A 22,168-nucleotide genomic window follows, 5' to 3' on the forward strand; every position below is an offset into this window, starting at 1 on the left:
TGTTTCGGCGGCCATAGCGAGAGGGAAACGCCCGGTCACATTCCGAACCCGGAAGCTAAGACTCTCAGCGCCGATGGTACTGCAAGGGAGACCTTGTGGGAGAGTAGGACACCGCCGGACTTAACTTGAAACAACAACCAGAATGGCCACCCCCAAGCGGGTGGCCATTTTGCGTTAACCCACCACAACCGCAACACTTCACACAGAACTCCAGTCACCCAGCACGTCACACAGTGCGACCACCAACTCAACAGCAGCAGGAGACACCCCATGGCGGAATACGATCGCGACCGACGTCCCGGTGGAACGCCCGACGGCCAGCGTGCTGGCAGCAGCGGGCCGCGGCGCGGACAGCCACCCCGCGATGGGTCTGGCAAGCCTCCCCGCGCCGGTGGTGGCAAGGGTCCCGTCGATCGTCGCGCGAGTGGTCCCGTCGACCGCCGTGCGGGCAACCCCTTCGATGGCAAGCGCCTTGGCGGCGAACGCGGTGGCAAGGATCGCGAGATGGAAGACCGCGACCCGTACGGGATCAAAGCCGTGCGCAACCGGCACGACGATCCCGAGCTGCCCGACGACGTACAGGCCAAGGACCTCGACCGTGTCGCCCGCGCACAGCTCAAGACCCTGAGCAAGGAGAACGCGGATGACGTCGCGCGGCACCTCGCCATGGTGGCGCGCCTCATAGAGGAGGATGCTCAGCTCGCCTACCGGCATGCCGTGTCTGCGGCCCGCCGCGCGGGCCGGATCGCCATCGTGCGCGAGACCCTCGCCATTGCTGCGTACTCCATCGGCGACTTCGCCCTAGCCCTGCGGGAGCTCCGCACCTACCGGCGCATCTCCGGCAACAACGACCAGCTGCCGATGATGGTCGACAGCGAGCGGGGCATGGGCCGGCCAGACAAGGCGCTCGAACTCGGGCGCAGTGTTCCGCGCGAGACTCTCCCCGTGGAGGTGCAGGTGGAGCTCGCAATCGCCATGTCGGGGGCTCGACTCGACCTCGAGCAGGCCGACCGCGCGCTTGCCGAGCTCGAGATCGCTCAGCTCGATCCCGACACCGCGTTCTCCTGGAGCCCCGCGCTCTTCGACGCATACGCCACCGTGCTCGAGGAGCTCGGTCGCGACGACGAGGCAGAGGAGTGGTGGCAGCGCTCGGACCGTGCTCAGCTCGCCCTCGAAGGCGGGTCGGATGGAGAAGACGAGACCGTCGAGATCATCGAGGAGGACGTCGTGTTCGACGAGAGCGCGGATGACGACGCACCCGCTGATACCCCGACAAAGGACAGCGCTGAGGATGAGGGCGCTACGGATGGCGGCGATACGGACATCAGTGCGGGAGCAGAAGACAGCGCGACGGACGGCCGTGCAACCGACGAGCCTGCACAGGACGACCCTGCGCGTGACAACGCAGAACAGGAGACCGACAAGTGACCGGCATCCCGACCCTCGTCGACGGGTTCGACCTGCTCCTCGCCGACCTCGACGGCGTCGTCTACGCGGGCGACGGCGCGATCCCTCACGCCGTCGACAGCATCAACTCCGCCGCACGCACCACCCGCATCGGGTATGTCACCAACAACGCGTCGCGCACCGCAGACGCCGTCGCCGGACAGCTGGCCGGCTTCGGTCTCGCCGTCACCTCCGACGACGTGGTGACCTCGCCCCAGGCAGCCGTTGTGCTGCTCGCCGACAAGGTCGCGCCCGGATCGACCGTGCTCGTCGTCGGGGGAGAGGGGCTGCTCTCCGAGGTAGTCGCCGCCGGCTTCGTGCCCACGCGCAGCGCGGAGGACGCGCCTGCCGCTGTCGTGCAGGGATTCCACCCGACCGTCGCCTGGACCGACCTGGCCGAGGCGACCTTCGCCGTGCGCACCGGCGTGCCGTGGATCGCCACGAACACCGACTGGACCATTCCGGTGGCGCGAGGCATCGCGCCCGGCAACGGCACCCTCGTGTCGGCCGTACACACCGCCGCGGGCACGCTGCCCGTCGTGGCGGGCAAGCCCGAGGTGCCCATCTTCGAGGCCGCCATGGCGAGGTTCGGCACCCGTAACGCCATCATGATCGGCGACCGCCTCGATACCGACATCCTCGGGGGCAACCGCGCCGGCATCCCCACCGCCCACGTGCTGACCGGTATCGACCAGGCGAAACAACTGCTCGCGGCCGTTCCCGACCAGCGGCCGACCTACCTCCTCGACGACCTCCGCCAGCTGCACGAGCCGTACCCCGAGGTCCTCCACGAGACTGCCGACGGCACCCGCACCGTGACCGTCGGCGACGCCGTCGTGCGCATCGCGGGCAACCGGGTCACCATCATGGCGGCCGGGCGGCGCCCGATCGACCTGCTGCGCGCCGCGTGCGCCGTGATCTGGGGATCCGGACTCGCCATCTACGGGCTCGACGTGCCCGCAGCGCTCTACTCGTAGGGTGAATCCCGTGGAGTACACCGAGCAGACCGAGCAGACCGACGCACCCGCAGGCACCGACGCATTCCTGTCCCGCCTGCGGGTCATCGAGGAGCAGCCGCTCGACTCCCGTGCCTCCGCCTTCGCGGCGGTGCACGACGAGCTGCGCTCGGCACTGGAAAGCGGAGATGCGTCGCGCCAGGACTGATGCGCGGGCCGCGGTGCGCCGGTGGTGGCGGTGACGGACTCCCGGCTCGACACGGCGCTCGTGGAGCGGGGACTCGCCAGGTCGCGCACACTCGCGGCGAAGCTCATCGCCGACGGCCTGGTCACGGTCGACGGGGTGCCCGTGGTCAAGGCATCCACCAGGGTCACCGAACAGAACGTGCTCGCCACCGCGCCAGCCGACCACTACCTCAGCCGCGCCGCGCACAAGCTGATCGCGGCACTGGACGGGTTCGGCGTGCCCGTCGAGGGACGCCGCGCACTGGATGTGGGCGCGTCGACCGGGGGGTTCACCCAGGTGTTGCTGGAGCGCGGGGCATCCACTGTTCTTGCCCTCGATGTCGGACACGGACAACTCGCACCCGAGATCGCGGCCGACGAGCGCGTGACCGTCATCGAGGGATTCAACGCGCGCTACATGACGGCGGAGACGCTTACCGGAGCGGCCGGGGGAGCGCTGCCCGGCACGGACGGCGGGATTGCTGCCCCGGCCGGGGACCGGGTAGCGCCATCTCGCGCTGACGGAGGGATCTCGCTGGTGGTGGGCGACCTGTCGTTCATCTCGCTGCTGACCGTGCTGCCCGCGCTCGTGCAGACGGTCGGGCTCGACGCGGACTACGTGCTGCTGATCAAGCCGCAGTTCGAGGTCGGCCGCACCGGCATCCGCGAGGGCATTGTTCGGCAGGGGGCGCTGCGCACCGACGCGGTCAACGGCGTGCTCTGGGGGGCATGGGACCTGGGGCTGAATACCGCCGGTGTCCTTCCCTCCCCGATCGCCGGCGGGAGCGGCAACCACGAGTATCTGGTGAGGCTGTCCGCGACTCACGGGTCGAGTCCGGCAGAATGGTCTGACAGGGTCACCGCCATGACGGAGACCACGTAACTATCGAGGAGAGCGCCGTGCCGCACCGCCACATCCTCGTCATCGCGCACACCGGCAGGCCGGAGTCGCTCCGCGCCTCGGTCGAGGTGTGCCGACAGCTGACCGCGGCGGGCGTCGTGCCCGTCACCTCGCCCGGTGAGCAGGCAGACATCACCGCGTATGCGCCCGACCTCGTCGACATCGAGATCCTCGGCGAGCACACAGGCCTCGGCGACATCGAACTCGGGGTCGTGCTCGGCGGGGACGGAACCATCCTGCGGGCGGCGGAACTTGTGCGCGGGTCATCCGTTCCCCTGCTCGGCGTCAACCTCGGGCACGTCGGTTTTCTCGCCGAATCGGAACGCGACGACCTCACCGCCACCGTGCAGCGTGCCCTCGCCCGCGACTACCTCGTCGAAGAGCGCATGACCCTCGAGGTGCACGTGACGGTGGGCGCCGAGACGGTTTTCGAGACCTGGGCGCTGAACGAGGCCACCGTCGAGAAGGCCAGCCGCGAACGCATGCTCGAGGTGGTCATCGAGGTCGACGGACGCCCGCTCTCGTCGTTCGGCTGCGACGGCGTCGTGATGTCGACGCCGACCGGATCGACCGCCTACGCCTTCTCGGCCGGCGGCCCCATCGTCTGGCCGAGCCTCGACGCCATGCTGCTCGTTCCGCTCAGCCCGCACGCCCTGTTCGCCCGCCCCCTCGTGGTCGGCCCCGAGTCCACGTTCGCGGTCGAGGTGCTCGAGCGCACGCAGGGCACCGGGGTGCTGTGGTGCGACGGGCGCCGAACGCACGACCTCCCCACCGGCGCGCGCGTGATGGTGAAGCGGTCGCCGGTTCCGGTGCGCCTCGCCCGCCTGCACCAGGGGCCGTTCACCGACCGGCTCGTCGGCAAGTTCAACCTGCCCATCAACGGGTGGCGTGGCCCCCTCGACGATGCGCCGGAGCAGGCGTGATCGAGGAGATCTCGATCCGTAACCTCGGGGTCATCGGCGAAGCGGTGCTCCCGCTCGGTGCCGGCCTCACCGTCCTCACCGGCGAGACCGGTGCGGGCAAGACCATGGTCGTCACCGCGCTCGGCCTTTTGCTCGGCGACCGCGCCGACGCCCAGGCCATCCGGTCGGGGGCGAAGCAGGCCGTCGTCGAGGGGCGCTGGGTCATCGACGACACCGGGCCGGTCGCCGAGCGGGTGCGCGACGCCGGCGGCGACATCGACGACGGCGAGCTCATCCTCGGGCGGTCGGTCTCCAGCGAGGGCCGCAGCCGCGCGGTGGTGGGCGGGCGGTCGGCCCCGATCAGCGTGCTGACCGAGGTCGGACAGCAGCTGGTGGTGGTGCACGGGCAATCCGACCAGCTCCGGCTCAAGTCATCCATCGCCCAGCGCGACGCGCTCGACCGGTTCGCCGGATCCGAGCTGGGCACGGCACTCGCCGCGTATACCGATGCATACGACCGGTGGCGTGCCGCGAGCTCCGAACTCGCCATGCTCGCGGAGGAGCGGGACCGCCGGGCCCGCGAGGCCGACGGACTGCGCGTCGCCATGGCCGAGATCGAGGCGGCGGCACCCCGCGCCGGCGAAGACGATGAGCTGGCGGCATCCGCAGAGAGACTCGCGAATGCCGAAGACCTGCGCCTCGCCGCGGCGCAGGCGCACGAGCACGTGTCGTCCGAAGACATCGGCGAACCCCACGACGTGATCGGCCTGCTCGACGCCGCCCGCCGGCAGCTGGAACGCGTCTCGGCGCACGACCCGGCACTGCAGCCCGTGATCGACGCGCTGCGCGACGCGTCGTACCTCGCTGTCGACGTGTCGGGGCAGCTCGCGGCCTACCTCGGCGACCTCGATGCCGACTCCGCCCGCGAACTCGAGGCGGTGCAGGAGCGCCGCGCAGAGCTCGCCACCATCGTGCGCAAGTACGGGCCGACCATTGACGACGCGATCGCCTACCTAGACACCGGCAGTGCGCGCCTGCTCGAGCTCGACAGCGACTCCGACCGCATCGAGCAGCTGCACGAGCAGGTGGTGCAGGATGCCGCGGCCGTCGCCGACCTCGCAGCCCGGCTCACCGCGGTGCGGGTCACGCACGCCGAAAAGCTGTCGGCGGCGGTGACGACCGAACTCGCGGCGCTCGCCATGGCGAATGCGAGCCTGCACATCGAGGTCACCGAGCGCGCCGACTTCGCACCCCACGGCCGCGACCAGGTGGCCTTCCTGCTCAAGCCGCACAGCGGGGCCGACCCGCGACCGCTCGGCAAGGGCGCCTCGGGCGGCGAGCTGTCGCGGGTGATGCTCGCTATCGAGGTCGTCGTCGCCGGTGCCGACCCGGTGCCGACGTTCATCTTCGACGAGGTCGATGCCGGGGTGGGAGGCGCATCGGCAATCGAGATCGGCCGCCGGCTCGCCAGCCTCGCCCGCACCTCGCAGGTCATCGTCGTCACCCACCTCGCCCAGGTCGCCGCCTTCGCGACCAACCACCTCCGCGTCGCGAAGAGCGACGGCGGATCGGTGACCGCGAGCAGCGTCGAGCGGCTCGACGGTGACGACCGGGTCGCCGAGATGGCCAGGCTGCTCTCCGGCCTTCCCGACAGCGACAGCGGCCTCACCCACGCGCGAGAACTGATCGAGCTGGCCACCGCCTCCTAGTGCGGGCGTCCAGCCGCATCTGCGCTTCGGCAGCGTTTCTCACGCTCATCTAATGAACGACGCATACGGTTGCATGATGTTTAGCCCTCCACTGGACTCCCTCGACTCATGAGTTGGCGCATCGCGGGCTCCAATCGGCAGCCGCCGCCGACTCCGGACTACGTGTGCCACGCCGTGCCCACCCGGTGGCTGAACGCCGACGACAGCCTCGTCGACTCGCTGCTCGAGCACCTGCCCGAGGTGCGCCCGCACGACACGGTCATCGTCAGCGAGAAGGTCGCCGTGTTGCTCACGGCGCGGGCCGTTCCGGCCGCGGACTACCCACCGGGCCTGGTCGCGAGGACCCTGGTGCGCTTCATGCGCCCACCCGCCGGATCGCGCGGACTCTCCGTGCCCGAGAAGATGGAATACGTCGTGCGGACGGTCGGCGTGCCGCGGTTGCTGCTCGCCGCGTTCGCCTCGGCCGTGACCCGCCCGTTCGGCGTGCGCGGCATGTTCTACCGCGTCGCCGGCAGCGTCTCCCGCGACCTCGACGGCGGCCGACCGCCCTACGAGCACCTGCTGTTCCCTCCGCTTCGCCCGGGGGAGGCCCGCCGGCTGTGCAACGACCTCGAGCGCGTGCTCGGTGCCGGCGTCGCCGTCGTCGACATTAACGACCTGGGCGGCAGCGTGCGCGCCACCTCGCCGAACGCCCTCGCCGGCGACACCCTGGCCGCCGTGCTGCAGGGCAACCCCCTCGGACAGAAGCTGACCGGAACGCCCTTCGGCGTCGTGCGCTCCGTGACCCCGCCGGCCCCAGCCGTTCCGTCGGCCGCGCGCGACACCCGCAGCACCCGCGCCGCGTGACGCACCAGGCTCACCCGACTCGCAGGATCCGCTTGCCTCGCGGGGTCTCGCTGCGTGGCTGAGTCCGCAGGGCGCGGCAGCGTCTCGCGGGCAGCAATACTCATCACTGCCCTGACGGCCATCTCGACCATGCTCGGCCTCGCGCGCGACATCGTCATGGCCGCGGTGTTCGGTGCCGGCCCCGCGCTCGACGCGTACCTTGTGTCGCAGGGACTGATGAACATCGTGCTCGGTCTCGTCGCCGGGGCGATGGCCAAGTCGATCACGCCCGTGGTCGCCCGCGAAGCCACCGGTGAGGATGGTACCCCGCGCACGCGGCACGCCCACCCCAGCTTCGATGTCGCGCTGAGCGTGACGATGGTGGTGCTCGGCCTCGCCGGCGTGGTCATGTGGATCTTCGTCGCCCCGGTCTCCGCCCTCCTCGCCCCCGGCTTCTCGGGCGACCAGGCCGACCTGACCCAGTCGCTCACCCGCATCGTGCTCGTCGCCACGGTGCTCGTCGCCGGAACCAACCTGCTCGCCTCGCTCACCCAGGCGCACAACCGGTACTTCTGGGCCGCCATCCAGGGCGTGCCGTTCAATCTCGTCATGATCGTCGCCGCCGCCGTATTCGGGCCGCAGTACGGGGTCACCGCGCTCGCCGTCGGCTTCGTCGTCGGCTCCGCCACGCGCCTGCTGCTGCAGCTCATCCCGCTGCGCAGCCTCGCGATCCGGGTGCGCCCGGGCTGGAACCTGAGGGACCCCGGTTTTCGCGAGATCGCCGCCCTGGTTCCCGCCCTGCTCGTCGGCAGCGCGATCGGCAACGTCAACACGCTCGTCGACCGCGCCGTCGGATCCACCCTGGCCGAGGGGTCGATCACCGCGCTGTCATACGGTTGGCGCCTGGTCAGCCTGCCCGAGACCCTGCTGATCGCGTCGCTGCTCGTTCCGCTGTACACGGCGTTCGGGGCATCCGCCCGCAACCGCACCGAGGTGACCCGCCTCGTCGGCCGGGGCCTCGCCGCCACCGTGACCATCCTCACCCCGGTGTGCGTCATCCTCGTCGTCGCCGCCGAACCCATCGTGCTGGCCGTGTTCGGCTACGGGGCCTTCGATGACCGGGATGCCGCGGCCGCCGCCACGGCCGTGGCCTGGTACGCGCCCGCCCTCCTCGCCCTCGGGTTTCGCGAGGTGGTCGTGCGCGCCTCGTACGCGATCGGCGACGCGCGAACGCCGGTCACCGTCGCCCTCGTCGCCATGGCCCTCAACGTGGTCGGCGACATCGTGCTCGGCCCGCTCTATGGCATCCCCGGCATCGCGGTGTCGACGACGGCGTCGATCGTGCTGGCGGCGGCGCTCAACGGGTGGCTGCTGCACCGGAGGCATGGATGCCTCGCGCCATGGCCCACGATGGCCGTGCTCGCCCGTGCCGCACTGTTCGCGGCCATCGCGACCGCGGCGGGGCTGGCGACCCGCGCCCTGCTGGGCGGGTTCGACCTGCCGCCGATCCTGCTCGCCGTGGCGCTCGCCGCGGTGATCGCCGCGTTCTACGCGCTCGGCATGGTGCTGGTGCGAGCCCCGGAGCGGGGACTCGCCGGTGACGTGCTGCGGGCCATCCGTCGCCGCCGTTCCTGACGGGCAGTGCACCCCGCACCGGACGCGCCCCAACGACACCCCCGACCTCGCCCTGACACCCCGCTGCGGGTGATAGCCTCGAATTCCGTGGTGGATAAACGAGACGCGGACACAACCAAGCACATCTTCGTGACGGGTGGTGTCGTTTCCTCACTCGGTAAGGGACTCACCGCCGCCAGTCTCGGCAACCTCATGACGGCACGCGGGGTACGCGTCGTCATGCAGAAGCTCGACCCGTACCTGAACGTCGATCCCGGAACGATGAACCCGTTCCAACACGGCGAGGTCTTCGTCACCGACGACGGGGCGGAGACCGACCTCGACATCGGGCACTACGAGCGCTTCCTCGACATCAACCTCGACCAGGCCGCCAACGTGACCACCGGGCAGATCTACTCCACCGTCATCGCGAAGGAGCGCCGCGGCGAGTACCTCGGCGACACCGTGCAGGTCATCCCGCACATCACCGACGAGATCAAGCGCCGCATGCGCCTGCAGGCATCCGGGCCGTTCGACGACGACAACCCGCGCCCCGACGTGATCATCACCGAGATCGGCGGCACCGTCGGCGATATCGAATCGCAGCCGTTCATCGAATCGGCCCGCCAGGTGCGCCACGAGCTCGGCCGCCAGAACGTGTTCTTCGTCCACGTGTCGCTGCTGCCCTACCTCGGCGCGTCGGGCGAGCAGAAGACCAAGCCCACCCAGCACTCGGTCGCCGCGCTGCGCTCGATCGGCATCCAGCCCGACGCCCTCGTGCTGCGCTCCGACCGCCCGGTCTCCGAGTCGAACAAGCGCAAGATCGCGCTGATGTGCGACGTCGACGAAGAAGCCGTCGTCAACGCCGTCGACGTGTCGAGCATCTACGAGATCCCCCAGATGCTCAACGACCAGGGCCTCGACTCCTACATCCTCCGCCACTTCGGACTCGAGACGAACGAGGTCGACTGGTCGGGATGGAGCGACCTCCTGCAGGCCGTGCACGAGCCCAAGCACGAGGTGACCATCGGCCTGGTCGGCAAGTACGTCGACCTGCCAGACGCCTACCTCTCGGTGACCGAGGCGCTCAAGGCCGGGGGATTCGCGCACAAGACCAAGGTGAACCTGCGCTGGGTCGCCTCCGACGAATGCGAGACCGCCGACGGCGCGCTGCGCGAACTCGGGCAGCTCGACGGCATCTGCGTTCCCGGTGGGTTCGGCATCCGCGGGATCGAGGGCAAGCTCGGCGCCCTGCGCTTCGCGCGGCAGAACAAGATCCCCGTGCTCGGCCTGTGCCTCGGGCTGCAGTGCATGGTGATCGAGTACGCCCGCACCGAGGTCGGACTCGACGGTGCGTCATCCACCGAATTCAATCCCGAGACGGAATACCCGGTCGTCGCGACCATGGCGGAACAGGTCGACATCATCGCCGGGGGAGACCTGGGTGGCACGATGCGCCTGGGGCTGTACCCCGCCGACCTCGCCGACGGTTCGATCGTCGCGGAGCTGTACGGCGCCCCGGTGATCTCGGAGCGCCACCGCCACCGCTACGAGGTGAACAACGCGTACCGCGGGCAGATCGCCGATGCCGGGCTCAACTTCTCCGGCCTGTCGCCCGACGGGTCGCTCGTCGAGTTCGTCGAGCTGCCGCGCGACGTGCACCCGTTCTATGTCGGCACGCAGGCGCACCCCGAACTGCGGTCGCGCCCCAACCGGTCGCACCCGCTGTTCTCCGGACTGATCGGCGCCGCGCTCGACCGCCAGAAGGCGTCGCGACTGTTCGAGGACGACACCGTGTCTGCGACCGATGCGGAGCCCGTGGGTGTCTGAGCCGGTGGGTGGCGGGCCGGTGGGTGCTGGATCGGTAAGCGACGGGACTGTCGCTGACGGGCTGCTCGCCGACGACATCGTCGAGCCGACCGTGCTGACGAGCACCGTCGAGTTCGAGGGTGCGGTCTGGAACATCCGCCGCGACGTCGTCGCCTTCGGTGACAGCGAGATCACCCGCGAATACGTCGACCACACCGGGGCCGTCGCCGTGCTCGCGCTCGATGACGACGACCGCGTGATGCTGATCAAGCAGTACCGGCACCCGATCTCGCGCCGCGAGTGGGAACTGCCGGCCGGCCTGCTCGACGAAGCCGGCGAGAGCCCGCTGGTGGCCGCGCAACGCGAGCTCGGCGAGGAGGTCGACCTGGTCGCCTCCGACTGGGCCGTGCTCACCGACTTCTTCTCCACCCCCGGCGGCAGCAACGAGGTGCTGCGGGTGTACCTCGCCCGCGGACTCTCCAGCACGGATGCCCCGTTTGCTCGTTTCGACGAAGAAGCCGAAATCGAAACCCGATGGGTTTCGCTCGACCAGGTCGTCGACGCCGTGCTCGCCCGCACCGTCGGCAACAGCATCCTGTCGCTGGCCGCGCTCGTCGCCGCGGCATCCCGCTCCCGCGGCTGGTCGACGCTGGGCGACCCGAACAGCCCGTGGCCGGTGCTGACGAAGGCCTCGCTGCGACCATGACGACCGCGGCGCCGGAGCCCGTGCCAGCGCCCCCTGCACCGACGGACCTCGAGCGCGCCGCCGACCACTACCTGCGGCACGTCGCCATCGAGCGCGGGCTCTCGGCGCACACCGTCGCGGCGTACCGGCGCGACATCGGCGCGTACCTCGCGCTGCTTCGGGCGCGCGGCGTCGACTCGGCACGCGACGTGACCGCCGCCGACGTGGGCGAGTTCACGCGGTCACTGCGCACCCAGCCGGTTCCGCTCGCGGCGTCATCCGTCGCCCGAATGCTGTCGTCGGTGCGCGGGTTCCACCGGTTCCTGCTCGAGGAGGGCACGGTCGAGGTGGATGTCGCGGTCGACGCGAAACCACCGAAGCTCGCGATGCGCCTGCCCAAGGCCATCACCATCGAGCAGATGGCGGCGGTGCTCGACGCCGCCGCGGGCGACGCCACACAGGACTTGCGCGACAAGGCGCTGCTCGAACTGCTCTACGCGACGGGCGCGCGCATCAGCGAGGCGGTCGACCTCAATGTCGACGACGTGATCGAGGGAAACGTCGTGCGTCTGCTGGGCAAGGGCGGGAAGCAGCGGATCGTTCCGCTCGGCAGCTACGCGCGAGACGCCATCGACGCGTACCTGGTGCGTGCGCGGCCGGCGCTGAGTGCGCGCGGCACGGCGACGCCCGCGCTGTTCCTCGGGGCGCGCGGGCACCGGGTGTCGCGACAGAACGCCTGGCTCATCATCCGCGCGCGGGCCGAACGGGCGAACCTCCGTATCGAGATCTCGCCGCACACGTTTCGGCATTCCTTCGCCACGCACCTGCTGATGGGCGGCGCCGACGTGCGCGTGGTGCAGGAGCTGCTGGGGCACTCCTCGGTCGCGACCACGCAGATCTACACGATGGTCACGGCAGACACCCTGCGCGACATGTACACGACGGCGCACCCGCGCGCCCGGTGACGGCGGGTGCCCAGTGTTCACTTGCCGGCGGGCACCCTGCTCTTGCGCGGCTCGCGGTGGGCTCTCATCATTCAGGAACACCTGGGGCAGTGAGGGGTGGATGCTGCTACTGGAACGTTCCAGCGCGGGCTCAGGGCCACCTCAGCCCCTGATTTCCTGAATAGCGGCCAGGTCGGGCGCACCCGCTCCTGAATGATGAGAGCCGGAGGTGCGCTGGGCCGCGGCGCCCGCCACCACGACGAGCGCGATGCCGAGCCACTGCAGGGGCGCGGGCAGCTGGCTCAGGATCAGCACCCCGAGCAGCACGCCGATCGCGGGCTCCAGTGCCATCAGGGTTCCGAACGCCGCGGTGGGCATGCGGCGTAACGCGAGCATCTCGAGCGCGAACGGCAGCACCGGCAGCAGCACGGCAAGCCCGACAGCAGCCGCAAGGATGCCCCACGTGAGGTGCCCGGCCGCCTGTGGGATGCCGACGATCGCCGCGGTCAGCGCCGCGATCGGTACTGTCAGCGAGAGCGCGGCGATGCCGGTGAAGTGCTGCCCGACCCGCTCGGTCAGCACGATATACATGCCCCACCCAAACGCGGCAAGCGCCGCGAAGCCGACCCCGACCGGATCGACCTCCCCGAGCCAGGGTTCCGTCAGCAGCACCACCCCGACCAGGGCGAGCAATGGCCAGATGAGGGCACGGATGCTGCGGCTACGGGCCGCGGCAACGGTAAGCGGTCCGAGGAACTCGATGGCCACGGCGGTGCCCAACGGAATGCGGTCGATCGCCGACACGAACGCCACCGTCACAAGCCCTGTCGTCACGCCGAGCCCGATGAGCGGCAGCACGTTCGTGCGCCGGATCGCACGCAGCGGAGGGCGCACCAGGGCGAGCAGGATGAGCGCCCCCATGCTGAGCCGCAGCCACGCGGTGCCGGCGGGCCCCACCGCGTCGATCAGGTCGACCGACAGCGCCGAGCCGAGCTGCACCGAGAACATCGCGGTGAGCGCGAGGCTCCACGGCGGGAGGGCGGACGTGATCCGGTTCACGGGGTGCCAGCGGGTGCGCTGAGGGTGCGCCGGGCGACGCGCACCTCGGGGCCGAGGTCGGTGAGCAGCGCCACCAGGTGGTCGGCGGTGGCGGCCAGTGCGGCATCCACTATCGGTCCGAGCGAATCGAGGATGAACAGCGCCGACGTGGTGTCGTCGCGCAGCTGGGTGCGGCGGGCCTGGCGCCAGTTCCAGCGTCGGCAGGTGACGCCCGCGTCGTCGCACCAGACGACTTCCCCGATCTCTGGATGCTCGATGAGCTCGTCACCGCCCGACGCGGTGTCGAACCGTTCCGAGCCGTTCGCGCGCACGAGCCGCGGTGCCCCCGCGTACCGCGCGAGGTCCTCCCCGCCGAGCGGCACCTGGTGCAGCACCGACACCGCGTTGTAGATGTCGGTGAGCCGGTTCACGCGTGGCAGCCCGGATTCCGCCCGACGCAGCAGCGCCTCGAGGCTGTTGCGGGTGCGCTGCGGCTTGGCGCCGAATGCGCGGTAGGCGTCCCGCCACGCGGCGACGTGCGGCAGGTTCTCCACGGGCTGGGGGAGGGCCGCCGCCACGCGTTCGGCCTCCCGCAGCAGGGCGTCGCTCGCCGCGTCGCTCGGCCCCGGCACCAACCCGTCGACCGCGATCAGCACGGCACGGTAGTCGGGGCGCAGCGCGAACACCGCGGCGTCGACCGTTCCGGCATCGACGACCCGTTGCAGATCGGGATTAGTCATGGGAGGCATCCATTGTTCTGGGAGCGGGGCCGGTTTTGAGAGCGGGGCCAGTTCTGGGTGCTGGGCCGGTTCGGGGAGCGGGGGCGGTTCTGGGTGCGGCGTCGGTTCTGGGTGCAGCGCCAGTTCTCGAGGCGGCGCCGGTTCTCGACGCCGCGCCGGGTTCGAAGATGGCCATGGAAAACTGCACGGTCTGCGACGAGGCGTTCGCGTACTCGTGGTCGACGTCGCCGGGGAAGGCGACCGCGTCACCGGCGTGGAGCACGACCGTCTCGTCGCCGACCCGCACGGTGAGGGAGCCCTCCTGCACGTGGAGTAGTTCCCGGGTGCCGGGGGAGTGCGCCTCGCTTGCGTGGGCGTCGCCGGGGTCCAGCATCCAGTCCCACAGCTCGGTCACGTCGGCATCTCCCGTCGAGGCGACAAGTCGACCCTCGCCACCGCTCGGGCCCCTCCACAGCACGGGCGCCTCGCCGGACCGGGTGATCGTCACCCGCTCGACGCGCGGCGGTTCGACCAGCGCGGGCAGGCCGACGCCCAATGCGCTCGCGAGCCGCAGCAGCGTGCCGACGCTCGGGTTCGCGCTGCCCTGCTCGACATTGACGAGCATGCGGCGGCTGACGTCGGCGGCCTCGGCGAGCTGGTCGAGGGTCCAGCGGCGGGTCCGGCGGTGCAGGCGGACCCGGTCGCCGATGGCCCCGGCGAGGGCGGTGGTGTGGTCGTCCATTCGTGCAGCATAATGCACTATTGGTGCAGATGTCGCGGATGTTTGTTCGGGATCATGCGCCCGGCGGCGGCGCACGGAGTGCCGCATCCACTGCTTTCATTATTCAGGAATGGGATGCCTCGGGTTGGCGTTCTACGCAAGATAACGTCGTTATAGCCGGTTGCGAGGCATGGATGCTGCGCCAGGCAGCCAAATGTGCACTAATCCCGCATCCCGTCCCCCAGACCTCCTGAATAATGAAAGCAACCGGCACCGCAGTCACCTGACCGAACCGCGCGCGGGCTCACGTTAGACTCGCGGGAGTCGGAAATCGATACGACGAGTAGTGAGGAATGTCGGGATGACAGCTAAGAAACGGGACGACGTCGTACTCGACGGCCTCGAAAAGCCCGTTCTTGGACCCACCGGCCGGCCCTTGCGAACCTTCGACGTTCCGGGTCGCCTCAAGGGCCACGGACCCGCCCGCATCATCTCGCTCTGCAACCAGAAGGGCGGCGTCGGCAAGACCACGACCGCCATCAACCTCGGCGCATCGCTCGCCGCGTACGGTCGCAAAGTGCTCGCCGTCGACTTCGACCCGCAGGGCGCCCTCTCCGCCGGGCTCGGCGTCGCCAGCCACGACGCCCCCAACATCTACGACTTGCTGCTCGGCACCGTCAAGGACGCCCACACCGCGATCCAGAAGACCGCGGTCGAGAACCTCGACGTCATCCCCGCGAACATCGACCTCTCCGCCGCCGAGGTGCACCTCGTCAACGAGGTCGCCCGCGAGCAGATCCTCGCCCGTGTGCTGCGCCAGGTCGTCGACGAGTACGACGTCATCCTCATCGACTGCCAGCCCTCGCTCGGCATCCTTACCGTCAACGCGCTCACCGCGTCGCACGGCGTGCTCATCCCGCTCGAGTGCGAGTTCTTCGCCCTTCGCGGCGTCGCGCTGCTCGTCGAGACCATCGAGAAGGTCAAGGACCGCCTCAACCCCGGCCTCACCCTCGACGGAATCCTCCCCACCATGTTCGACTCGCGCACCCTGCACTCGCGCGAGGTGCTCGAGCGCGCCGTCGAGAGATTCGGCGACCGGGTGTTCGACACCGTCATCACCCGCACGGTGAAGTTCCCCGACGCGAGCGTCGCCGCCCGTCCCATCCTCAGCTTCGCGCCCGACCACCCGGCGAGCCTCGCGTACCTGCAGTTCGCCCGAGAGCTGATCTCCCGTGGCGCCGTCGCGTAGCCAGGCGACGCTGACCGACGACGCCGATGTGACCGGCACCCCCAGCCCCGCTCCCGACGGCCGCGCTCACGACGGCCCCGCATCAGGCGGCACCGCACCCGAGGTCGATGGGTCAGTGGATGCCGCGGCATCCCGTTTCTCGGTCTCGCTCAGCAACTTCAACGGTCCGTTCGACCTCCTGCTCACGCTCATCAACAAGCACGAGCTCGACATCACCGACATCTCGCTCAGCAGGGTGACCGACGAATTCATCGCGTACCTCCGGCAGCTCGATTCCCCGGCGGAGCTCGACCAGGCCACTGAGTTCCTCGTCGTCGCCGCGACCCTGCTCGACCTCAAGGTCGCTGGACTGCTGCCGCAGGGCGAACTGGTCGACGCGGAGGATGTCGCGCTGCTCGAGGCACGCGACCTGCTGTTCGCGCGGCTGCTTCAATACCGGGCGTTCAAGGAGGCATCCACCTGGTTCTCTGAGAAATTCGACGCCGAGGCAACCCGTCGTCCGCGGTCGGTGCGACTCGAGGAGAAGTTCCGCCAGCGCACCCCGGAGTTGCGCTGGACGCTCACGCCCGACGACTTCGCCGCGCTCGCCGTGCTCGCCCTCACCCCGCGCGAGCTGCCGACGGTCGGCTTCGACCACCTGCACGCCCCGCTGGTCAGCATTCGCGAGCAGGCCGCGCACGTCGTCGCCATGCTGCGGGGTGGGCAGCCTATGACGTTCCGACAGCTCATCGCCGGCGCCGACCTCAAGGGCGAGGTCATCGCGCGCTTTCTCGCCGTGCTCGAGCTGTACCGAGGGTCGGCCGTCGCGTTCGAACAGCTCGAGCCGCTCGGCGAGCTCACCCTGCGCTGGACCGCCGTCGACTGGTCAGACGACCGACTCGCAAATCTCGGAGCCGACTATGGAACCTGAAGAATACGACCTCGAGCGTGCCCTCGAGGCGATCCTCATGGTCGCCGACGAGCCGCAGTCGGTGCTGCACCTCGCGACCGCGCTGTCGCGCCCGCTTGGCGACATCCGCTCGGCGCTCACCAGGCTCGTCGCCGACATCGACGGCACCGCGGGCACCGTGCGCCGCGGGTTCGAGCTGCGCGAGGTCGGCGGGGGATGGCGCTTCTACGTGCGCGGAGAATACGACGACCTCGTCCGTGACTTCGTGCTCACCCAGAGCCCGTCGAAACTGTCGCAGGCAGCGCTCGAAACCCTCGCCGTCATCGCCTACAAGCAACCCATCACCCGCGGCTCGGTCGCCGCCATCCGCGCCGTGAACGTCGACTCCGTCGTGCGCACGCTGCTCGGCCGCGGCCTCATCACCGAATCATTCACCGACCCAGAAACTGGCGCCATCCACTACTCCACCACCGACACCCTGCTCACGCAGCTCGGAATCAACAGCCTCGACGAACTACCCCGCATCTCGCCGCTCCTCTCCGACGGCTCAGACCTCACCGATGGAGCATTCGATGGCGCACGATGACGCATCACTCGACGGAATCCGCCTGCAGAAGCTCATGGCTGCCGCAGGCGTCGCATCGCGCCGGGTGTCGGAAGACCTGATCTCCGCCGGCCGCGTGTCGGTCAACGGCGAGACGGTGACCGAACTCGGTCGCCGCGTGCAGGAGACCGACCTCGTATCGGTCGACGGCGTCGCCATCCAGCTCGACACCTCGCGCCGCTACCTCATGCTCAACAAGCCGACCGGCATTGTCTCGTCCCTACAGGACGACCGCGGCCGCCCCGACCTCTCGCGCTTCGTGTCGCGCTACGACGAGCGCCTGTTCAACGTCGGCCGGCTCGACGCGCAGACCTCTGGCCTGCTCATCCTCACCAACGACGGCGAGCTCGCGCACGTGCTCGCGCACCCGTCGTTCGGCGTGATGAAGACCTACATCGCGCACGTCGACGGCCGGGTCACTCCCGCGACCGTACAGAAGCTCACCACCGGCATCGACCTCGAAGACGGACCAATCGCCGCCGACAAGGCCCGCATCATCGACGCGCGCGCGAGCGGCGGACAGTCGATCGTCGAGATCACCCTGCACTCCGGACGCAACCGCATCGTGCGCCGCATGCTGGAAGAGGTCGGGCACCCGGTCGTCGACCTCGTGCGCCGCCAGTTCGGCCCGCTGCACCTCGGCACCCTCGGCCTCGGCGAGATTCGCGACCTCACCAAGGCCGAGCTCGGCCAGCTGCTCACCATCTCGCGCGACGCGGCCGCCGGTGCGAGCGCGCGCGATGCAGATGCACCAGTGGATGCGTCGGCGCCCCCCACCGGTGCAGACAGGCGCGACGACGACAGCGCCGACGGCACCGAGCGCACCTCGTGAGCGATACCCGCCTGATCGGACCCGTGCGCATCGTCGGCGCGGGACTCCTCGGCACCAGCATCGGGCTCGGCCTCTCCGCGAAGGGAATCGACGTGATCCTCGACGACACGTCTCCCGCGAACCTCACGCTCGCCGTGGACTACGGGGCCGGGCGCCTGCCGGTGCAGGGGGATTCTCCGCAACTCATCGTGGTGTGCGTGCCCCCCGACGTGACCGGCCGGGTCGTGGCATCCGAGCTCGCCGCCTTTCCCGACGCGATCGTCACCGATGTCGCGAGCGTCAAGGTGCCGCCGCTCGCCGAGCTCACCGCGTCGGGCGCCGACGTGTCGCGCTACATCGGATCGCACCCGCTCGCCGGACGCGAACGCGGGGGAGCGGTCGCCGGCCGCGCCGACCTCTTTCTCGGACGCCCCTGGGTGATCGCCGGGCACGACGGCATCAGCTACCGTCGCGGCTCGGCGATCGACGACCTCGTGCTCGACCTCGGCGCCATCCCCATCGAGATGAGCCCCGAGCAGCACGACAGCGCGGTCGCACTGGTGTCGCATGTTCCGCAGCTCGTGGCGTCGCTGCTCGCGGGCCGACTGGTGGGAGCGCCGGCGGCATCCACCGCCCTCGCCGGACAGGGGCTTCGCGACACCACCCGCATCGCCTCGAGCGAGCCCGAGCTGTGGGTGCAGATCCTCGGCGCGAACGCGGCGTCGGTTGTCGACGTGCTGCGCGCGTACCGTGACGACCTCGACGGTGTCATCGACGCCCTGGAGCGACCGGATGCGCCTGGCGCCCGCCGCGCGCTCGCCGAGGTGATCGCGGCTGGCAACGCCGGGGTGGCCGCCATTCCGGGCAAGCACGGGCAGGACCGCCGCTACAGCCAGCTCGTGGTGATGGTGGACGACAAGCCGGGCGAGATCGCCCGGCTGCTGACAGAGATCGGACAGGCCGGAGTGAACATGGAAGACCTCAGACTGGAACACTCCCCGGGAGCGCAGGTCGGCTTCGCCGAGATCTCGGTGCTGCCCGAGGCCGAGCCGCGGCTTGTGGCCGAGCTCGAGGCGCGCGGATGGCGCATCGCGGAGGCCGGGGCGTGAGCGGCGACGTGGGCCCGGGGTCGATCGCGGGTAGTGACGCCGGTGCCGCCGATGGCTCGGGCGCGCAGCATCCACCCATCGTCGTCGCCCTCGACGGACCGGCCGGCAGCGGCAAGTCCAGCGTGAGCCGCGCCGCCGCCCGCGCGCTCGGCTTCGACTACCAGGACACCGGCGCCGCGTACCGCGCTCTCGCCTGGAGCGCCCTCGACCGCGGCATCGACACCGAGGACGCGCTCGCCGTCGTCGGCTCGCTCGGCGAGTTCGACTACCGCATCGGAACCGACCCCGACCACTACTCGGTGACCGTGGGCGACACCGACGTGACCGACGCTATCCGCGAGCCGCGCGTGACCGCCGTGGTGAGCCACATCGCGCGGGTTCCCGAGGTGCGGGCGTTTCTCGTGAGCCTGTTCCGGCACGTGATCCGGTCGAGCGACAAGCCGGGCATCATCACCGAGGGCAGGGACATCACGACCGTCGTCGCACCCGACGCCGACCTGCGCATTCTGCTGACGGCGACCGAAGAAGCTAGAATGGCGAGGCGTTCGGCGGAAATCGCCGGGCAGTCGGCTGAGGTCACCGCGAAGCAGCTCCGTTCGCGGGATGCCCAGGACTCGAAAGTCGTCGACTTCATGAACGCCGCCGACGGAGTGACCACCGTCGATTCGACCCATCTCGACTTCGACCAGACCGTCGACGCGGTCGTGGCACTCGTGCGATCCGTCGGGGAGACCCGCGACCGCGCGCGCCACACCAGCGGCTGAGCCGGGCGCCCACCAGGGGTCGCCCCGGGCGCACCGGCACCACCACACCAGACATACCTAAGGACACACCATGGCCGACAACGACGACAGGGATTCGTTCCCCGAGCTCGACGACCAGCTGGTCGAGAGGCTCTCCGCCCTCGACGAGGCTGAGGCGCTGCAGCGCGCGAACACCCTCCGCGCCGGCCTCGCCGAATACGACCTCGACGACGAGGACCTCGGGGTGCTCGACTCCGTCAGCGACGATCCCGACGCGATCACCTACCTCCCTGCGCTGCCGGTGCTCGCGATCGTCGGGCGGCCGAACGTCGGCAAGTCGGCGCTCGTCAACCGCATCCTCGGCCGCCGCGAGGCCGTCGTGCAGGACACCCCCGGCGTCACCCGCGACCGCGTCACGTACAAGGGCGAGTGGGCCGACCGCAGCTTCACCCTCGTCGACACCGGCGGCTGGGAGCCCGACGCCCGCGGCATCAACGCCTCCGTCGCCGCCCAGGCCGAGGTCGCCGTCGACCTCGCCGATGCAGTGCTGTTCGTGGTCGACGCCAACGTGGGTGCCACGAGCACCGATGAGCATGTCGTACGGATGCTGCGTGCCTCGAAGAAGCCGGTCATCCTCGTCGCGAACAAGGTCGACGACGTGCGCCAGGAGCCCGAAGCGGCCATCCTGTGGAGCCTCGGACTCGGCGAGCCGTGGCCCGTCTCCGCCCTGCACGGCAGGGGAGTGGCCGACCTGCTCGACCACATCCTCACCATCCTCCCGAAGGTCTCGGCCGTCGCCAAGGACGAGGTCGGCGGACCCCGCCGCGTCGCCATCCTCGGCCGCCCGAATGTCGGCAAGTCGAGCCTCCTCAACAAGGCCGTCGGCGAAGAGCGCGTCGTCGTCAACGACATGGCCGGCACCACCCGCGACCCGGTCGACGAGCAGGTCGAGATCGCCGGAAAGGTGTGGCGCTTCGTCGACACCGCCGGCATCCGCCGCCGCATGAACCTCGCGCAGGGCGCCGACTTCTACGCGTCGCTGCGCACCAGCGCCGCCCTCGAGAAGGCCGAGGTCGCCATCGTGGTGATCGACGTCAGCGAGGTCATCAGCGAGCAGGACATCCGCATCATCGAGCTCGTGCTCGAGTCGGGACGCGCCCTGGTGCTCGCGTTCAACAAGTGGGACATCCTGGATGACGATCGCCGCCGCTACCTCGAGACGGAGATCGAGCGCGACCTCGCCCACGTCGCCTGGGCGCCGCGCGTCAACATCTCGGCCAAGACCGGCCGCCACATGGAGAAGCTCGTTCCCGCTCTGGAACTCGCCCTCAAGTCGTGGGACACGCGCGTACCGACCGGAAAGTTCAACGCGCTCGTCGCCGAACTCGCGGCGGAGCATCCACACCCCGTTCGCGGAGGCAAGCAGCCCCGCATCCTCTTCGGAACGCAGGCCGCGACGCGCCCGCCGACCTTCGTGCTGTTCACCACCGGGTTCCTCGACCCGCAGTACCGCCGGTTCATCACGCGTCGCCTGCGCGAGATCTTCGGCTTCCAGGGCAGCCCGATCAACGTGAACATGCGGGTGCGCGAGAAGCGCAAGCGAACGTAGCGGATGCGGCGGGCGGCGTGTACTTCGCTGCCACCCGCCGCTCGGGCCTCCCGCGTTCGTAGACGGTCTCCGAACCGGGTAGGCTGTTCTCTCGGTGCTGGTGCTTCTCCCCGGAGGAATTCCAGCTCAAGTCACGGGCTGTGGCGCAGCTTGGTAGCGCACTTGACTGGGGGTCAAGGGGTCGCAGGTTCAAATCCTGTCAGCCCGACAATCGATAAGAGGGACCGTCAGCGATCACGGTCCCTCTTCGCGTTAACCGAGCGGGCCCTCTTGTCGGTCGTCGGCCTGATTCGGATGCGAACCTGCTCGTGGGCCCGCGCTGAGCAGTCCGTCGCATCGCATCCTGCTTGTGCTCGCTCTGTTCGGGTGACCGCGATGTGGCGGCGGCTCAGTAGGGGAGTCAAATCCTGTCAGCCCGACTGAGGTGATACAGGGTCGGCCAGCTTCATCAGTCGGCCCTTTGTCGCGTCGAGGCGTAGTTACAGCGGGGTCTCCGCCGGCCAGAGGCTCCGGGCGCGGCCCAGCCGGTGACGGGGTCAAGTCCCCGGTGGTGGTGTAGCGGTGTCCTTCGGTTTGGGGGTTAGGCGCTGAGTCCGAGGGCGGGTTCGGTGGTCACCTCGGTTCCGGTGTCGGGGACGAGGGTGAGGCGGGATCTGGCGA

General features: G+C 69.9%; 21 protein-coding genes, 1 tRNA gene and 1 rRNA gene. 20 read left to right on the forward strand and 3 right to left on the reverse strand.

Translation table 11 applies throughout. From position 1 onward, the window contains the following. Window positions 1-3: 3 nt before the first annotated feature. From rrf to xerD, 12 genes are all read left to right on the forward strand, one after another. Window positions 4-120 (forward strand): 5S ribosomal RNA (rrf, locus tag G5S38_RS13200). 150 nt (window positions 121-270) lie between these two features. Continuing rightward, the gene (locus G5S38_RS13205; RefSeq protein WP_235929072.1) at window positions 271-1,428 is read left to right on the forward strand and encodes a tetratricopeptide repeat protein; all 1,158 of its coding nucleotides are present in this window, start codon (window positions 271-273) and stop codon (window positions 1,426-1,428) included. Beyond that, a complete protein-coding gene (locus G5S38_RS13210) occupies window positions 1,425-2,423 on the forward strand; it encodes an HAD-IIA family hydrolase (RefSeq protein ID WP_165069509.1) in 999 nt (332 codons plus the stop codon). Before G5S38_RS13205 ends, G5S38_RS13210 begins: the two co-directional genes overlap by 4 nt. Window positions 2,424-2,433: 10 nt before the next feature. Next, window positions 2,434-2,610, forward strand: coding sequence for a hypothetical protein (locus G5S38_RS13215; protein WP_165069507.1), 177 nt, complete (start codon window positions 2,434-2,436; stop codon window positions 2,608-2,610). Window positions 2,611-2,634: 24 nt separating this feature from the next. After that, complete coding sequence (locus G5S38_RS13220) at window positions 2,635-3,510, forward strand: TlyA family RNA methyltransferase (RefSeq protein ID WP_165069541.1); 876 nt, start codon at window positions 2,635-2,637, stop codon at window positions 3,508-3,510. 17 nt (window positions 3,511-3,527) lie between these two features. Beyond that, window positions 3,528-4,451 carry an NAD kinase gene (locus G5S38_RS13225; RefSeq protein ID WP_235929073.1) on the forward strand — a complete coding sequence of 308 codons (924 nt, stop codon included), beginning with the start codon at window positions 3,528-3,530 and terminating at the stop codon, window positions 4,449-4,451. Beyond that, entirely contained in the window at window positions 4,448-6,139 is a 1,692-nt protein-coding gene (gene recN, locus G5S38_RS13230) for a DNA repair protein RecN (RefSeq protein ID WP_165069511.1), read from the forward strand. The genes G5S38_RS13225 and recN overlap by 4 nt, the downstream gene beginning before the upstream one ends. 108 nt (window positions 6,140-6,247) lie before the next feature. Beyond that, window positions 6,248-6,985 (forward strand): hypothetical protein, encoded by a 738-nt coding sequence (locus tag G5S38_RS13235; protein WP_201276688.1) that lies wholly within the window; start codon window positions 6,248-6,250, stop codon window positions 6,983-6,985. Between the two features lie 54 nt (window positions 6,986-7,039). Then, window positions 7,040-8,599, forward strand: a complete 1,560-nt coding sequence (gene murJ, locus G5S38_RS13240) for a murein biosynthesis integral membrane protein MurJ (protein WP_235929074.1) — start codon at window positions 7,040-7,042, stop codon at window positions 8,597-8,599. Between the two features lie 72 nt (window positions 8,600-8,671). Beyond that, entirely contained in the window at window positions 8,672-10,408 is a 1,737-nt protein-coding gene (locus G5S38_RS13245) for a CTP synthase (protein ID WP_165069548.1), read from the forward strand. Continuing rightward, window positions 10,401-11,093, forward strand: a complete 693-nt coding sequence (locus G5S38_RS13250) for an NUDIX domain-containing protein (RefSeq protein ID WP_407943849.1) — start codon at window positions 10,401-10,403, stop codon at window positions 11,091-11,093. Before G5S38_RS13245 ends, G5S38_RS13250 begins: the two co-directional genes overlap by 8 nt. After that, complete coding sequence (xerD, locus tag G5S38_RS13255; protein ID WP_165069517.1) at window positions 11,090-12,037, forward strand: site-specific tyrosine recombinase XerD; 948 nt, start codon at window positions 11,090-11,092, stop codon at window positions 12,035-12,037. Before G5S38_RS13250 ends, xerD begins: the two co-directional genes overlap by 4 nt. Window positions 12,038-12,178: 141 nt before the next feature. On the opposite strand, the gene G5S38_RS13260 is transcribed toward xerD, so the two are convergent. From G5S38_RS13260 to G5S38_RS13270, 3 genes are read right to left on the reverse strand one after another with little or no spacing between them, the layout of a single operon-like run. Further along, the gene (locus G5S38_RS13260; protein ID WP_407943850.1) at window positions 12,179-13,075 is read right to left on the reverse strand and encodes an EamA family transporter; all 897 of its coding nucleotides are present in this window, start codon (window positions 13,073-13,075) and stop codon (window positions 12,179-12,181) included. Further along, a complete protein-coding gene (locus G5S38_RS13265; protein ID WP_165069520.1) occupies window positions 13,072-13,794 on the reverse strand; it encodes a B3/B4 domain-containing protein in 723 nt (240 codons plus the stop codon). Before G5S38_RS13265 ends, G5S38_RS13260 begins: the two co-directional genes overlap by 4 nt. Further along, complete coding sequence (locus tag G5S38_RS13270) at window positions 13,787-14,515, reverse strand: helix-turn-helix domain-containing protein (protein WP_165069522.1); 729 nt, start codon at window positions 14,513-14,515, stop codon at window positions 13,787-13,789. Before G5S38_RS13270 ends, G5S38_RS13265 begins: the two co-directional genes overlap by 8 nt. Before the next feature lie 340 nt (window positions 14,516-14,855). On the opposite strand from G5S38_RS13270, the gene G5S38_RS13275 reads away from it, so the two are divergent. From G5S38_RS13275 to G5S38_RS13310, 8 genes are all read left to right on the forward strand, one after another. Further along, window positions 14,856-15,743, forward strand: a complete 888-nt coding sequence (locus G5S38_RS13275; RefSeq protein WP_165069525.1) for a ParA family protein — start codon at window positions 14,856-14,858, stop codon at window positions 15,741-15,743. A gap of 115 nt (window positions 15,744-15,858) precedes the next feature. Next, window positions 15,859-16,653, forward strand: coding sequence for a segregation and condensation protein A (locus G5S38_RS13280; protein ID WP_165069552.1), 795 nt, complete (start codon window positions 15,859-15,861; stop codon window positions 16,651-16,653). Beyond that, complete coding sequence (gene scpB / locus G5S38_RS13285) at window positions 16,643-17,218, forward strand: SMC-Scp complex subunit ScpB (RefSeq protein ID WP_165069527.1); 576 nt, start codon at window positions 16,643-16,645, stop codon at window positions 17,216-17,218. The genes G5S38_RS13280 and scpB overlap by 11 nt, the downstream gene beginning before the upstream one ends. Then, the gene (locus tag G5S38_RS13290; RefSeq protein ID WP_165069530.1) at window positions 17,205-18,068 is read left to right on the forward strand and encodes a pseudouridine synthase; all 864 of its coding nucleotides are present in this window, start codon (window positions 17,205-17,207) and stop codon (window positions 18,066-18,068) included. The genes scpB and G5S38_RS13290 overlap by 14 nt, the downstream gene beginning before the upstream one ends. After that, the gene (locus G5S38_RS13295) at window positions 18,065-19,156 is read left to right on the forward strand and encodes a prephenate dehydrogenase (RefSeq protein WP_165069533.1); all 1,092 of its coding nucleotides are present in this window, start codon (window positions 18,065-18,067) and stop codon (window positions 19,154-19,156) included. Before G5S38_RS13290 ends, G5S38_RS13295 begins: the two co-directional genes overlap by 4 nt. Beyond that, window positions 19,153-19,920, forward strand: coding sequence for a (d)CMP kinase (cmk, locus tag G5S38_RS13300; protein WP_407943851.1), 768 nt, complete (start codon window positions 19,153-19,155; stop codon window positions 19,918-19,920). Before G5S38_RS13295 ends, cmk begins: the two co-directional genes overlap by 4 nt. Before the next feature lie 70 nt (window positions 19,921-19,990). Continuing rightward, window positions 19,991-21,508, forward strand: coding sequence for a ribosome biogenesis GTPase Der (gene der, locus G5S38_RS13305; RefSeq protein WP_165069538.1), 1,518 nt, complete (start codon window positions 19,991-19,993; stop codon window positions 21,506-21,508). A 134-nt stretch (window positions 21,509-21,642) separates the two neighbouring features. Further along, a tRNA-Pro gene (locus G5S38_RS13310) sits at window positions 21,643-21,716 on the forward strand. Window positions 21,717-22,168: the final 452 nt, after the last annotated feature.

The sequence above is a fragment of the Marisediminicola senii genome, assembly GCF_011057645.1.
GTDB lineage: Bacteria > Actinomycetota > Actinomycetes > Actinomycetales > Microbacteriaceae > Marisediminicola > Marisediminicola senii.